10 protein-coding genes and 1 tRNA gene are annotated in these 14,074 nt (G+C 65.8%); 3 read left to right on the top strand and 8 right to left on the bottom strand.

Going from position 1 to position 14,074, the window contains the following annotated elements:
- Window positions 1-397 precede the first annotated feature (397 nt).
- The gene (locus DEBA_RS16910; RefSeq protein ID WP_013258131.1) at window positions 398-2,482 is read left to right on the top strand and encodes a methyl-accepting chemotaxis protein; all 2,085 of its coding nucleotides are present in this window, start codon (window positions 398-400) and stop codon (window positions 2,480-2,482) included.
- Between the two features lie 110 nt (window positions 2,483-2,592).
- Here the strand turns inward: DEBA_RS16910 and DEBA_RS06535 are convergent, their stop codons facing one another.
- Window positions 2,593-3,900: an adenylosuccinate synthase gene (locus DEBA_RS06535; protein ID WP_013258130.1), complete on the bottom strand. Its 1,308-nt coding sequence runs from the start codon at window positions 3,898-3,900 to the stop codon at window positions 2,593-2,595.
- Between the two features lie 132 nt (window positions 3,901-4,032).
- Between DEBA_RS06535 and DEBA_RS06530 the strand changes: the two genes are divergently transcribed.
- A tRNA-Gly gene (locus tag DEBA_RS06530) sits at window positions 4,033-4,110 on the top strand.
- Window positions 4,111-4,230: 120 nt separating this feature from the next.
- On the top strand, window positions 4,231-4,671 hold the full coding sequence (locus DEBA_RS06525; RefSeq protein ID WP_013258129.1) for a GNAT family N-acetyltransferase: 441 nt from the start codon (window positions 4,231-4,233) through the stop codon (window positions 4,669-4,671).
- A 98-nt stretch (window positions 4,672-4,769) separates the two neighbouring features.
- Here the strand turns inward: DEBA_RS06525 and DEBA_RS06520 are convergent, their stop codons facing one another.
- The 7 genes from DEBA_RS06520 to mutS form a co-directional block, all read right to left on the bottom strand.
- Entirely contained in the window at window positions 4,770-5,504 is a 735-nt protein-coding gene (locus tag DEBA_RS06520; RefSeq protein ID WP_013258128.1) for an ABC transporter ATP-binding protein, read from the bottom strand.
- Window positions 5,501-6,268 (bottom strand): ABC transporter ATP-binding protein, encoded by a 768-nt coding sequence (locus DEBA_RS06515; protein ID WP_013258127.1) that lies wholly within the window; start codon window positions 6,266-6,268, stop codon window positions 5,501-5,503. The genes DEBA_RS06520 and DEBA_RS06515 overlap by 4 nt, the downstream gene beginning before the upstream one ends.
- A gap of 20 nt (window positions 6,269-6,288) precedes the next feature.
- Entirely contained in the window at window positions 6,289-7,302 is a 1,014-nt protein-coding gene (locus DEBA_RS06510; RefSeq protein ID WP_043815333.1) for a branched-chain amino acid ABC transporter permease, read from the bottom strand.
- A 26-nt stretch (window positions 7,303-7,328) separates the two neighbouring features.
- Window positions 7,329-8,237: a branched-chain amino acid ABC transporter permease gene (locus DEBA_RS06505; protein WP_013258125.1), complete on the bottom strand. Its 909-nt coding sequence runs from the start codon at window positions 8,235-8,237 to the stop codon at window positions 7,329-7,331.
- Window positions 8,238-8,381: 144 nt separating this feature from the next.
- Complete coding sequence (locus DEBA_RS06500) at window positions 8,382-9,563, bottom strand: ABC transporter substrate-binding protein (protein WP_013258124.1); 1,182 nt, start codon at window positions 9,561-9,563, stop codon at window positions 8,382-8,384.
- 128 nt (window positions 9,564-9,691) lie between these two features.
- On the bottom strand, window positions 9,692-11,446 hold the full coding sequence (locus tag DEBA_RS06495) for an N-acetylmuramoyl-L-alanine amidase (RefSeq protein ID WP_013258123.1): 1,755 nt from the start codon (window positions 11,444-11,446) through the stop codon (window positions 9,692-9,694).
- Entirely contained in the window at window positions 11,439-14,069 is a 2,631-nt protein-coding gene (mutS, locus tag DEBA_RS06490) for a DNA mismatch repair protein MutS (protein WP_083778910.1), read from the bottom strand. The genes DEBA_RS06495 and mutS overlap by 8 nt, the downstream gene beginning before the upstream one ends.
- Window positions 14,070-14,074: the final 5 nt, after the last annotated feature.

The following is a 14,074-nucleotide window of genomic DNA, read 5'->3' as shown; positions in this document are numbered from 1 at the left end:
ATCATGCCCGCTCCACCGAAAACGCCAGGCGCGCCACCTGCCGGCCGTCGCATCTCGAAGCGGAGGAAGCCATGACCCAGGACTGATCACGCACCAACCAACGAAGCTCCGACACAGGGGTGGCGTGGAGGGGGGGATGAGCGCCTGATTTGTCACGCCTTCCGCCTCCACGCCCTAATCAGGCCAACATGCGGACCAGACCATCCAATGGCGATGTCGTCGGGCGCGCGACCCCGGCGCGCCTGGCCGGCAAGCCCGTCACGGGCCGCCAACGCCAGCCGGCCGAGCTCGCCCCAGCGCGGCCGGCCGGGCCGGGCGCGGTTTTGCCGCCCCACGCGCGCCCCAGAGGCAAAAAAGAGAGCCCGATATCGACAACACCCAACGAGGACGAACGATCATGAAGCGAATCGGCTTAAAAACCAAGCTGGGCGCGCTGCTGGCCCTGGCCGCGGCCACGGCGATCGTCATCGCCATCATCGGCATGAACGGCATGAGCGACATCGACCAGCGTCTGGAAAGGCTGGTAAACGTCTCGGCCGAGCGGGTCAAGTTGGCCGCGCGCATGGGCCAGAACCTGCTGGCCATCCAGCGCGACGAGAAAAACGCCATCCTCGCCGAGACCGACGAGGCCATGGACGCCTATGATCGATCCACCGCCGAAAACGTAAAAACGCTCCAAACACGTCGGGAAACACTGCTCAAGCTCTCCGGCGAGCGGGGCAGGGCCAAGCTGGAGCAGTTCGACAAGGCCTTCGAGCAATACATGGCCACCAACAAGCAGGTGCGCGAACTGGCCCGCCTCAACTCCAATTACAGGGCGCGCGACCTCTCCGCCGACCAGGGCCAACAGGCCTTCGCCGCCGCCGAAAAGGCCGCCGAGGCCATTTTGGCCCATTACGCCCAAAAAATGAACCTGCTCAGCCAGAGCCAGGATCTGACCGAGGTGGCCCAGCTTGGCGCGGCGGTCGAGATGGCCGTGACCACCGGCAGGCTCATGCGGCGCATGCTCGACATCCACCGAACCGAGAAAAACCTCATCCTGGCCACCACCGTGGAGGCCATGGACACCTGCGCCCGCCAGATCGACGAGCGCGCCAAGCAGGCGGGTGAGGACGTCGGCATCCTGGCGCGCGACGCCGACCCCAGCGCCCAGGCCAGTCTGAACGCCTTCAAGGACGCCTGGGGCAAGTTCATGGCCACCAACGCCCAGGTCATCGCCACCGCCCGCGAAAACGGCAACAACCGGGCCTTTGCCCTCTCGGCCGGCGAAGGCTACAAGCTGGCGGACCAATCCCGGTCGGTCCTGACCGAGATCGTCGAAGGCAACGAGGCGGAAATGCAGGCCGACAAGGAGGCCGCCGACCAGGATTACCAGCGACAGAGCACGTTGATGATCACGGTGAGCCTGCTGGGCGTCATCCTCAGCCTGATCCTTGGCGTGATGGTGGCGCGTTCGGTGACAAACTCGCTGACCAAGATTTTCAAGGGCCTCAAGAGCTTCAGCACCGCCGAACTGGACGAGACCGCCACGGTCTTCCGACGCATCGTCGCCGGCCTCAGCGAGGGCGCCGATCAGGTCACCAGCGCCTCGGGCCAGGTCTCCACGGCCAGCCAGTCCCTGGCCTCGGGCGCGGCCGAGCAGTCGGCCAGCGTGGAGGAGACCTCGGCCTCCATGGAGGAAATGGCCTCCATGACCCGCAAGAACGCCGACAGCGCCTCGCAGGCCGACGGCCTGGCCCAAAAGGCCAACGTCTCCATGTCGTCGCTGATCGACTCCATGAGTGAGATGAACCGCGCCAGCGAGGAAACGGCCAAAATCGTCAAGACCATCGACGAGGTCGCCTTCCAGACCAACCTGCTGGCCCTCAACGCCGCCGTGGAGGCCGCCCGGGCCGGCGAGGCCGGGGCGGGATTTGCCGTGGTGGCCGAGGAGGTGCGCAACCTGGCCATGCGCGCCGCCGAGGCGGCCAAAAACACCACCGGCCTCATCGACGACATTGTCCGCCGCATCAAGGACGGCGCGGAGTTGGTCGGGGCCACCAACCAAGACTTCACCGGCGTGGCCCAGATCATCGCCGAGATCGCCGGCTCATCCCGCGAGCAGGCCCAGGGCATCGACCAAGTCAACGCGGCCATGGTCGAGATCGACAAGGTCGTCCAGCAGAGCGCGGCCAACGCCGAGGAAAGCGCGGCCGCGGCCGAGGAGTTGAACGCCCAGTCCGAACAGATGCGCGGCTTCGTCTCCGAGATGCTGCAGCTCCTCGACGGCGACTCCGGCGGCGCCAGCGTCGCCCGCCGCCCCGCTGCGCGGCTGGCCGCGTCAGCCCCGGCCAAGCCCGGCGCGACGATGAAGGCCCTGCCCTACAAGGCCGGCCAACAGCGCGCCGCCGCCAAGCCGACCACCGGCCCGGGGGTCATCGCCAAGAAAGACCCGGCCAAGGTCATCCCCCTGGATGACGAGGCCGATTTCGCCGACTTCTAACCCCGGCCAGGGCCCAGACTGAACGCGCCCGGCCCCACGGCAAAAACACGGGGAGCGGACCCGAACCGGCCCGCTCCCCGCGATGCGCTTTGAAGTGTCGCCCGCGCCGCTCAGGCCTCCTTGACGGCCAGGGGATCGCGCACGACGATGGTGGCGTCGCGCTCGGGGCCCACCGAGACCAGGGCCAGTGGCGCGCCGACCAACTCGGCCAGACGCTGCAAATAACGCTGGCAGTTGTCGGGCAGATCCTCCAGCGAGCGGGCCTGGCTGATGTCTTCTTCCCAGCCGGGCAGGTCTTCGTAGATCGGCGTGCAGCGGGCCAGCACGCCCAGCGAGGCCGGAATGCGCTCGACGATCGAGCCGTCGTCGAGCTTGTAGGCCGTGCAGATGCGCAGCGTCTTCAGGCCCGTCAGAACGTCGAGCTTGGTCACGCACAGGCAGCTCACCCCGGCCAGGCGCACCGATTGCCGCACAACCACCGTGTCCAGCCAGCCGCAACGCCGGGGACGACCGGTGGTCGAGCCGAACTCCGCGCCCTTTTCCTGCATCCAGCGGCCGTTTTCGTCTTCCAGCTCGGCGATGAACGGCCCACTGCCCACGCGGGTGGTGTAGGCCTTGACAATGCCCAGCACGCCCGAAAGGCGCTTGGGCCCCACGCCCGCGCCGGGGCTGGCCGCGCCGGCCACGGGGTTGGACGAGGTGACGTAGGGGTACGTGCCATGGTCGATATCGAGGTGCACGCCCTGGGCCCCCTCGAACAGCACCAGGCCGCCGCTTTCTAGCATGTGGTCCAACTCCACCGAGACATCGGTGACAAAGGGCCGCAGGCGCTCGGCGTAGCGCAGATAGTCGGCGATGATGGCCTCGGCGTCCAGGGTCGGCGCGCCGAAGTATTCTTTCAGCCAGAAGTTCTTTTCGGTCGTGGCCGCGCGGACCTTTTCGGTCAGAATCTCGGGCTCCAGCAGGTCGACCACGCGCACGCCCACCCGGGCGGCCTTGTCCTCGTAGCAGGGGCCGATGCCCCGGCCCGTGGTGCCGATGGCGCTTTTGCCCTTGGCCTTTTCGCGGGCCACGTCCAGGGCCTTGTGATAGGGCATGATAAGGTGGGCGCGCTCGGAGAGGCGCAGCTTGCGCGGGCTGACATCGACGCCGCGCTGCTCCAGGCGGTCGATCTCGGCGATGAAGACCTCGGGGTCGACGACAACGCCGTTGCCCACGAAGCAGCTTTTGTTTTCGTGCAGCACGCCCGAGGGGATCAGGTGCAGGATGAACTTGTCCTGGCCCACCACCACCGTGTGACCGGCGTTGTTGCCGCCTTGGAAACGGACCACCGCGTCCACCCGCTGGGTCAGCAGGTCGACGACCTTGCCCTTGCCTTCGTCACCCCATTGGGTGCCTACCACCACTACCCCAGGCATGGAATCTCCTCCCTTGGTGTTTGGCCATCCTGGCGCAAACCCTATGTAACCTACTGCATGGCGGCCCGGCTGTCAACGCGGGCCGCCGTTTGCCGGCGCGAAAAAGCCGTGATATAATCGCCGGCGTTATCTGCGGGAGTAGCTCAGTTCGGCTAGAGCGTCAGCCTTCCAAGCTGAGGGTCGCGGGTTCGAATCCCGTCTCCCGCTCCATTCACCTTAGCGCATCGGCAAAAGCAAGCGGCCAATCCGCGGCTTGCTTTTGCCCGTTTCGCTTCATGCGCGCCCTCCGAAAATCCATGATCACCGCCGAAGCCAGAAAGCGCCGCGTCCATGGAAATCATCAAGGTCACCACAGGCAAGAAAAGATATCTCGACCTGCTGCTGTTGGGGGACGAGCAGGAAGACATGATCGACAAATACCTTGAGCGTGGCGAGATGTTCGTGCTCGATGACGACGGCGTCAAGGCCCAGTGCGTGGTCACAAAGGAATCCGCTGGCGTCTACGAGCTGAAGAATATCGCGGTCAGGCCTGATTGCCAGCGGCAAGGCCTTGGCAAGGCGTTGGTGGATTTTTTGCTATCCCGCCTTGCCGCTTGCCAAACTTTGCTTGTCGGGACAGGCGACAGCCCCGGCGTTTTGCGCTTTTATGAAAAGTGCGGATTCAACCAATCCCACCGCGTCAAAAATTTCTTTGTCGACAACTACGACCATCCGATATTTGAAAACGGAGCCCAGCTTGTCGACATGATTTATCTGAAGATCGATCGCTGATCCAGCGCACGTCGCAAAACAATTTTTTTATTGGAACGCGCCGCATTTCTTGAAGCACGCCGGGCGCGCCAGCCTTGGCTTGCATCCGCCGCCTCCTTTCAGCCGCCCAGATAGGCCTTTTTCACCTCCGGGTCGTCCATGAGCTGAGCGCAAGGGCCGCTGGCGACGATCTCGCCGGTGGAGAGCACGTAGCCACGATGGGCGAACTTGAGGGCCAGCTTGGCGTTTTGCTCCACCAGCAGGATGGTCATGCCCTCGCGGTTGAGCGCCTGGAGGGCGCGGAACATGTCTTGGACCAAAAGCGGGGCCAGGCCCATGCTGGGCTCGTCGAGCAGCAGAAACGAACAGCGCGACATCAGCGCCCGACCCACGGCCAGCATCTGTTGCTCGCCGCCCGAGAGCGACTCGCTGCGCTGGCGGCGACGTTCGGCCAAGCGCGGGAACAGGTCGTAGACCCGTTGGTAGTCGCGCTTGATCCCGGCCTTGTCGTCGCGGCGGGCGTAGGTGGCCAGGCTGAGGTTTTCGCCCACGGTGAGGTTGCCGAAGATGCGCCGGCCGGTGGGGGTCAGGGCCATGTTCAGCTCAGAGACGACCTTTTCGGGCGCAAGACCCAGGATGCTTTGGCCCTGATGGCGGATATCGCCGGCCTTGACCCTGGGCCCATCGGGCGGCCTGGCCCGGCTGATGGCCATGAGCGTGGTGGTCTTGCCCGCGCCGTTGGCCCCGATGAGGGTGACGATCTCGCCGCGCTCCACGTGAAAATCCACCCCGTGCAGGGCGTCTATCTTGCCGTAGCGGGCGCGCAGGCCCGTGACTTCCAGCAGCCTGCTCAAAGCGTTTCGTCTCCCAGATAGGCCTTGATCACGGCCGGGTCGCACTGAATCCGTTCGGGCGAGCCCTCGGCGATGGACGAGCCCAGGTCGATGACCTTGATCCGCGAGCACAGGCTCATGACCACTTTCATCTGGTGCTCGATCATCCAGATGGTCACGTGAAACTCGTCGTGGATGCGCCGCACCAGGTCGATGAGGTGATCCACGTCGGCCGAACTGAGGCCGGCGGCCGGTTCGTCAAGGAGCAGCAGCCTGGGCCGCATGGACATGGCCCGGGCGATCTCCACCAGGCGTTGCAGGCCGTAGGGCAGGTTTTTGGGCCGTTCGTGGGCGTATTGGCTCAGATCCATGGCCTCCAAAAGCTCGTGGGCGATGGCGTCGATGCGCCTTTCCGAACGACGGTACCGGGCCGTGCGACGGAAAACGTCCAGCAGGCCATAGCCCATGCGATAGTGCTGGGCCACGCGGATGTTGTCCAGCACGCTCATCTCGTACCACAGGCGGATGTTTTGAAAGGTGCGGGCCACGCCCAGGGCCGCGATCTGGTGGGGCCGCAGGCCGCTGGTCGGCCGGCCGTCAAGGACGATCCGCCCGGCCGATGGCTGGTAGAAGCCCGAAACCAAGTTGAAGACGGTGGTCTTGCCCGCGCCGTTGGGCCCGATCAGGCCGACCATCTCGCCGTCTTCCAGGCTCATGTCGAGGCCGGACAGGGCGGTCAGCCCGCCAAAGTTTTTGCTCAAGCCTGTTATGGACAAAAGCGGCATGTGCTCGCGGCCTCCGCCGGCTACTTGAAGGTGAAATATTTGCGCAAACGCGGGAAAATATCCGAAAGCTCCTTGTCGCCCATGAGCCCCTCGGGCCGGAACTGCATCAGCAAGATCAGGATCAACGGCACGATGACCCACTTGTAGATCTGCAACGGCCGCAACACCTCCAACAGCAGCGTGAACAGCACCGCCGCGATCACCGAGCCGGAAAGCGAGCCCATCCCGCCCAGATAAACCATGACCATGGCCTCGGTGGACTTGAGGATGTCAAAGGCCCCGGGGTTCAGATAGCCCACCACGTGGGCGTAGAGGGCCCCGGCCACGCCGGCCAGGCCCGAGGAGACCATGAAGGTGATCAGCTTGAGACGGTTGGTGTTGACGCTCATGATCTCGGCGGCGATCTCGTCCTGGCTGATGGCGATGACGCCCTTGCCATAGGTCGAGTTGACGTAGCGCCGGATGATGAACAGGCAGCCCGTCGCGCCCACGAGCACCCAGATCATCATCCACGGCAGGTCGACGACCTGGCCCATGGCCATGATCGTCGGACGCATGCCGGTCAGGCCCCGGGGCCCGCCGACGATGTCTAGGTTGTGCACCGCCGAGATGACGATGTAATTGACGGCCAGGGTGATGATGGCCAGGTAGTCGCCGCGGGTCTTGAACGAGGGCACGGCCACGATCACCCCGGCCAGGGCCGCCGCCGCGCCCCCGCCCAGCAGCACCAGCGGGAACAGGGCCACGGCCCACTGCGGCGGCAAAAGCGCCGCGCCGTAGAGATGGCTGTCGGTGAACAGCATCATCGACAGCACCGAGCCCACATAGGCCCCCACGCACATGAACCCGCCGTGGCCGCAGGAAAACTCGCCCATGAAGCCGTTGACCAGGTTCAGGCTGCTGGCCATGATCACGTTGATGGCCATGAACATCAGCACCGACTGCACGTAGAGGTCGATGGCCCCGACCTGGGCCAGGGCGACGACGCCAACCAGCGCGGCGGCCATGGCCATGTTGAGGGAGTACTTTTGCATCGGCCGTTGTTCGTCCGTCTGGTCCACTAGATTTTCTGGTTTCTGGCCACGCCGAAGACGCCAGTGGGCCGCTGCCACATGAAGACCAACAGCACGCTGAAGGCGATCAGATCGCGCATGGTCGAGGGAAACACCGCCGCCACGCCGATCTCGAGGAAGGCCAGCAAAAAGCCGCCCAAAAACGCGCCGCGAATGTCGCCGATGCCGCCGATGACCGCGGCGATGAAGGCCTTCCAGCCGATCAGCGCGCCCATGTAGGGCTCGAGCACCGGGTAGGCCATGGCGAACATCACCCCGGCCAAGCCGGCCATGCCGGAGCCCAGGATGAAGGTAAAGACGATGATGCGATCCGGCGGCACGCCCATCAGGGGAATGGCGAAGCTATCCCAGGCGATGCCGCGCATGGCCAGACCGATCTTGGTCTTGGTGACGATGAAGTGCAAAACCGCGAAGGCCGCCACCGCGGTGGCGATGACGGCCAGCTTGAGGTTGGTCACCGAAAGGCCGGCAAAGGCGTATACGGTGGTGGGGACCAGCTCCGGGAAGGATTTGCGGCTGGCCCCCAGCAGGGCCAGATTGCCGTTTTCCAGGATCAGGCCGCACATCAGGGCGGTGATGACCACGTAGAGCCGGTGGGCGCCCTTGCGCCGCAGGGGGCGGTAGGCGATGCGCTCCAGGGCCACGCCCACGCAGGCGGTGGCCAGCATCGTCAGCGGCACGATCAGGGCCAGGGTGACGCCGGGGCCAAGGCCCACCTCGCCCAGAAACATGGTGGCCGCGAAATAGGCCACGTAGGCCCCGACCATGAAGATATCGCCGTGGGCGAAGTTGATCAGCGACAACACCCCGTAGACCAGGGTGTAGCCCAGGGCGATCAGGGCGTAGAAGCTTCCCCATTGCAGGGCGTTGAGCACGTTCTGGAAAAAGTATTCCACGTCCGGTCCTTAAAAAATTGCCCTCACTCAATCGGCGGCGCGGAGCCGCCGCCCCGCGCCGCCGTTGACATTTTACACATAACGCCACGCCCTTTGACGCCGCTGTTTAAAAAAAACGTGGCGTCGGCGCAAATACGAGGGGGCCTATTCCGGGCAGACCGACTCGGTGAAGATGAACTGGCCGTCCTCGGCGATGCGCACCACCACCGCGCACTTGATGGGGTCGCCCTCGGCGTCGAAGCGCATCTTGCCGGTGATGCCGTCGAACTGCTTGATGTTGGCCAGGGCGTCGCGCACGGCCTTGCGTTGGGCGCTCAAGTCGGGGTCGATCTTGCCCACGTTCTGGATGGCCTGAAGCATGATGTGCGTGGCGTCCCAGTTGAGGGCGGCCACGTCGTCGGGCACGTAGCCGTATTTGGCCTTGTAACGGTCGATGAAGTCCTTGGTGGCGCCCTGGGCGCCGGCGGCGGCGTAGTGGGTGGAGAAGAACTGGCCCACGCAGTCCTTGCCGCACAGGGCCATCAACTCGGCCGAGGCCCAGGAGTCGGGGCCCATGAAGGGACCGGCGTAGCCCAGGTGGCGGGCCTGCTTGACGACCAGGGCCACGTGGTTGTAGAGGTCGGGCAGGAAAAAGAAGTCGGGCTTGGCGGCGATGATCTTGGTCAACTGGGCCGAGAAGTCCTGCTCCTTGGCCCCGTGGGACTCGAAGGCCAGCACCGTGCCGGGGCCCATCTTGGCCTCCCACACCTGCTTGAAGGTGTCGGCCATGGCCTTGGAAAAATCGTTGGAGATGTCAAAAAGCACGGCGGTGGTCTTGGCGTTGAATTGCTTGGCCGCGAAGTTGGCGGCCACCGGGGCCTGGAAGGAATCCAGAAACGCCGCGCGGAAGACCCACGGTCGGCCCTTGGTGGTGTCGACATTGGTGGACCACGGCGAGATCATCGGCGTCTGGCGCTCGTTGCAGACGCCGCCGGCGGGCACGGCGCACTTGGACGAATTGGGGCCGATCATGGCCATCACGCCGTCCTGCTCGACGAGCTTGAGGGTGGCGTTGACCGCCGACTCGGGCTTGGATTCGTTATCGAGATAGATGAACTCCAGCGGGTACTTCTTGCCGCCGACCTCCAGGCCGCCCTGGGCGTTTATCTCCTCGCGGATCATCTCGGCCGTGAACTTGGCCGACTCGCCGACCTTGGGGATATCGCCGGTCAGTTCCACGTTGAAGCCGATCTTGATGGTCTCGGGCTCCTGGCTGCAGCCGGCGGCCAGCAAAAGGCCCAGGCAACCGGCCAACGTCAGCAATAACAACACACCGCGTTTGAACATGTTTCGACTCCTCCATCCAGCCAACCAAAAAACGGCCCCAGGCCACCATTGAACGCACTGTCGATAGATAGCTCAATTCAGCGGCAAAAAAAAGCGCCTTTCGCCAAAACTCCGCGAATACAACCGGATCAGTTGCCGGATTTGAGCCCGCGGGCATAGGCGACCACGCCGTCGGCCACGCCGTCGGCCAGATGCTGGCGATAGGCCGAGGTGGCCAGCAGTTTGCGCTCGGTGGGGTTGGTGATGAAGCCCACCTCCACCAGCACCGAGGGCATCTGCGCGCCGATGAGCACATAGAACGGGGCCTGCTTGACCCCCAGGTCACGCACCTCGCCGCGCTTGGCCCGGATGCGTCGCACCAGGCCGGCGTGCAGCTCGCGGGCCATGCGGTTGGACTCGTTGATCTTGGAGTTTAGCATCAGGTCGTTGAGGATTACCTGCAAATCGCCGATGGTGCGGGTGGTGGTGGCGTTTTCGCGGGCGGCGACCATCATCGACTGCTCGTCCGAGGCCAGGTTGAGGAAATAAGTCTCCAGGCCGCTGAGCTTTTGGCTGGGCGCGGCGTTGACGTGGATGGAGACGAACAGGTCGGCGTCGTTGGTGTTGGCGATGGCCGTGCGCTCCTCCAGCGAAAGGGTGCGGTCGCGGTCACGGGTGAGGAGAACCCGGCAGCCCAGTTGATCGCGCAGGCGTTTGGCCACCCGCTTGGCCAAGTCCAGGGTGATGTCTTTTTCGCGCAGGCCGCCGGCCACGCAGCCCGGATCCTTGCCGCCGTGGCCGGGGTCGATGACCACCGTGCGCACGCCCAGGCCCAGGGCCTTGACCAGGCTCAGATCCGAAGGCTCCTGCCGGGCCTTGCCCCGGGGCACGCGCTTTTTGCCCTTGACGCTGGGTTTGGCGCTGGACTTGGCCACCGACGACGGCCCTTTGTCGGCGAAACAATCGATGACCACCCGGAAGGGGTTGTCCAGGGTGAAGACCTTGTACGAGCCCAGTTCCTTGACATCCAAAGACACGCGCACCGTTTCGGCGTCCAGTTGACGGGCGCGCACCTCCTCCAACAACCCGCCCGCCTGGGGCGCGCCGACCTTGATCCCGCCCGACAGGCGCACGCCGCTGAGGTCCATGCGCAGTTGGCGCGAACCGTCGGCCGCGCGCCCGGCCTTGTGCACCTTGGCCGTGTAGGGCGCCGAGCGGTCGAGGTTGAGCACCACGCGGGTGTAGCTGGGCGTGCTCCAATGGCGCAGTTCGACCACCTGGGCCAGCGACAGGTCCGGCCCGGCGGGCGGCGTCGGCTCCTGGGTCGGCCTGGCCACGCCCTTGGGCGCTGGCTCCTCGCCGGCCAGATAGCGCGGGGCCAGGGTGCGCTCCAACTCGTCCAGGCGTTTCTTGGCCTCGGGGGCCATGTCGCTGTTGGGGTAATTGACCACCACCCTCAGCAGTTCCAGATAGGCCGTCTTGACGTCGCCGTGCTTGATGTGCAGTTCGGCGATCATCAATTGGGCGTCGTCGGCCAGGTTGGAGTCGGGAAAATGGTTGATCAGCCGCCTGAGGGCGTCGCTGGCCTTGTCCAGGTCTTTTTTCTGTTTGAACTGCTCGTAGGCCCCGGCGAAAATGCGGCCGGTCCACAGCAGGCAGCCAGGCGCCAGCGGGCCGGAGGGGTCGGCGGTGTAGATGCGGCTGAAGCGCTCGGCCAGGCTGACCCAGTTGTGATAGACGCCCTTGGCGTCGTCGTGCTTCATCAGCCAGAAATAATCGGCCTTGGCCCGCTTGTAGGCCGCCGATTCATCGGCCGCGGCGATCGACGCGGCGCCCAGCAGGGCCAACAAGGCCAACGCCGTCAGGCAAACCCCGAGGCCGTATGTGTGACGACGGTTAGTCAACCAATCTCCTCAGTTCGTCAAGGGCGGCCAGGGCCTCGAGGGGCGTCATGCGCTCCGGGTCCAGCCCGCGCAAGCGCGTGAGCGCCGGATGCTCGGCGGCGACGAACAACGGCAGTTGGGCCGCGCCCTGGGCCTTGGCCGGCGGAGCGGTCGCCCGCACCTGCTCGCCCTCCAGCCGCGCCAGCACCTCCCTGGCCCGGCGCAGGACGTCCTCGGGCAGGCCGGCCAGGCGGGCCACCTGCAGGCCATAGGACCGACTGACTCCGCCGGGGGCCAGGCGGCGCAGAAAAACCACCTCGCCCCGGTGTTCGCGCACGGCCACGTTGTAGTTGCGCACGCGGGGCAGCTTGTCGGCCAGTTCGGTCAACTCGTGGTAGTGCGTGGCGAAAAGCGTCTTGACCCCCCGGCCTTGCAGATCGTGCAGGGCCTCGGCCACGGCCCAGGCCAGCGAAAGGCCGTCGAAGGTGCTGGTGCCCCGGCCCACTTCGTCTAGCACCACCAACGAACGGGGCGTGGCGTTTTTGAGGATCTGGGCCGTCTCGGTCATCTCGACCATGAAGGTGGAGCGCCCCCGGGCCAGGTCGTCCATGGCCCCCACCCTGGTGAAGACGCGGTCGACCAGCGGCAGTTCGGCCCGGGCCGCCGGCACGAACGAGCCGGCCTGGGCCAGCAGGCAGATCAGGGCCACCTGGCGCAGGATCGTCGATTTGCCGGCCATGTTGGGCCCGGTGATGATTATGACCTGTTGCGCGCCATCGTCAAGCAGCACGTCGTTGGGCACGAACTCGCCCGCCGCCAGCATCTGCTCGACCACCGGGTGGCGGCCCTGCTCGATGCATAGCGCCCCGTTTTGGCTCATCAGCGGGCGGGCATAATCTTGGCTGACGGCCAAATCGGCCCAGGCCGCGAGCACGTCGACCATGGCCAGGGCCCGGCCGCAATCCATCAGACGGCCGCTCCAGGCGGCCACCAGGGCGCGCAGTTCATCGAACAAACGCCGCTCCAGCTCCAGGGCCTTTTCCTCGGCCCCCAGCACGGCGGCTTCTTTTTCCTTCAGCTCGGGCGTGAAGTAGCGCTCGGCCGTGGCCAGGGTCTGCTTGCGGATGAAGTGCTCGGGCACCTTGGCCTGGTGGGCCGTGGTCACCTCGATGTAGTAGCCAAAGACCCGGTTGAAGCCGATCTTGAGCGAGCCGATGCCCGTCTCGGCCCGCAGGCTGGCCTGCAAGGCGGCGATCCAGTCCTTGCCCTGGCCGCCCAGTTGGCGTAGTTGGTCCAGTTCCTGGTCGAAGCCCTCGGCGATCACCCCGCCGTCGCCGAGGGCCTGGGACGGGCTTTCGGCCAGGGCGCGCTCGAGCTCGACGGCCAGGGGTTCCAGGCCCTCCAGGCTCTCGGCCGCCCGGCGCAGCAGCGGCGCGGCGAAGCCGGCCAACCGCCGGCGCACTTCGGGCAGGGCCCGCAAGGCCTGGCGCAGCCCGGCCAACTCCCTGGGGCCGGCCTGGCCCAGGCTGGCCCGGCCCACCAGGCGCGGCACGTCTGGCATGGCCTCCAGGGCCTGGCGCAGGCCGTCGCGGGCGGCCAAATCCCGCGTCAGTTCGTCAACGGCCTGATGCCGCGCCTCCACGCGCTCCAACTCCAGCAGCGGAAAGCCCAGCCACTGTTTGAGCAGCCGGCCGCCCATGGGCGAAAGCGTGCGGTCGACGGCCTGCAACAGCGAACCCTTGCGTCCGCCGCCAGCGATGGATTTATAAAGCTCCAGGTTGCGCCGGGCGGTGGCGTCGAGCACCATGTGCCCGCCGACTTCGTAGAGCCCCAAGGGCTCGATGTGCTCGGGCTGGCAACGCCGCGTGGCCACCAGCGTCTGCCAGGCCATGGCCGCCGCGGCCAGGGCCGGGTTGTCGGCCGCCTCCGCGCCGCCGGGAAAGCGCTCGCCCAGGATCTGCCTGGCCTGGGCCGGCGTGGGCGGCCGGCCGGCGAAATTGGATCGTGCGGCCTCGACGCCGGCCTGGGCCAAGCCGGCCAGGGCCGGATGATCCTGTTGGCTTTCGGCCAGCACCAATTCGGCCGGCTCCAGGCGGGCCAGTTCGTCGATCAGCGGCGGGCCGGGCTCCACCGAGGCCGCGCGGAACTCACCGCTGGCCAGGTCCAGGTGGGCCAGGCCGGCCACGCCGCCGACCAGGCACAGGGCGGCCAGATAGCGGTTGTCCTTGGCCGGCAGATAGTCGGGGCTGGTGAACATGGCCGGCGTTTCAATGCGGGTGATGGCCCGCTTGACCAGGCCCTTGGCCGCGCGCGGGTCTTCGATCTGGTCGCAGACGGCCACCTTGTAGCCGTGCTCGATCATCTGGGCGATGTAGGACTCCACCGCCCGATGGGGCACGCCGGCCATGGGGATGGGGTCGGGGTGATTCTTGTCGCGGGAGGTGAGTTGGATCGACAGCAGTTTGCTGCATAGCACGGCGTCTTCGAAAAACACCTCGTAAAAATCGCCCATGCGGAAGAACAAGACGCAGTCGGGCGCTTGTTCCTTCATCTCCAGGTATTGCCGGAGCATGGGCGTGTCGCGGACAATGGCCGCCGAAGGGTTGTTCGTCGCGTTTTCGCCGATGTTTGCTGGTGCGTCCATTTATT

Origin of the sequence: Desulfarculus baarsii DSM 2075, assembly GCF_000143965.1 — a bacterium.
Taxonomy (GTDB): domain Bacteria; phylum Desulfobacterota; class Desulfarculia; order Desulfarculales; family Desulfarculaceae; genus Desulfarculus; species Desulfarculus baarsii.
Note: the sequence above shows the minus strand (reverse complement) of the source record. Positions and strands in the feature narration are given on the sequence as shown.

Bases quoted from the DNA above. Each gene is read 5' to 3' on its own strand.
- DEBA_RS06515 (WP_013258127.1), bottom strand. From the start codon at position 6,268: ATGCCGCTTTTGTCCATAACAGGCTTGAGCAAAAACTTTGGCGGGCTG.
- DEBA_RS06510 (WP_043815333.1), bottom strand. From the start codon at position 7,302: ATGCAAAAGTACTCCCTCAACATGGCCATGGCCGCCGCGCTGGTTGGC.
- DEBA_RS06500 (WP_013258124.1), bottom strand. From the start codon at position 9,563: ATGTTCAAACGCGGTGTGTTGTTATTGCTGACGTTGGCCGGTTGCCTG.
- DEBA_RS06535 (WP_013258130.1), bottom strand. From the start codon at position 3,900: ATGCCTGGGGTAGTGGTGGTAGGCACCCAATGGGGTGACGAAGGCAAG.
- mutS (WP_083778910.1), bottom strand. From the start codon at position 14,069: ATGGACGCACCAGCAAACATCGGCGAAAACGCGACGAACAACCCTTCG.
- DEBA_RS06525 (WP_013258129.1), top strand. From the start codon at position 4,231: ATGGAAATCATCAAGGTCACCACAGGCAAGAAAAGATATCTCGACCTG.
- DEBA_RS16910 (WP_013258131.1), top strand. From the start codon at position 398: ATGAAGCGAATCGGCTTAAAAACCAAGCTGGGCGCGCTGCTGGCCCTG.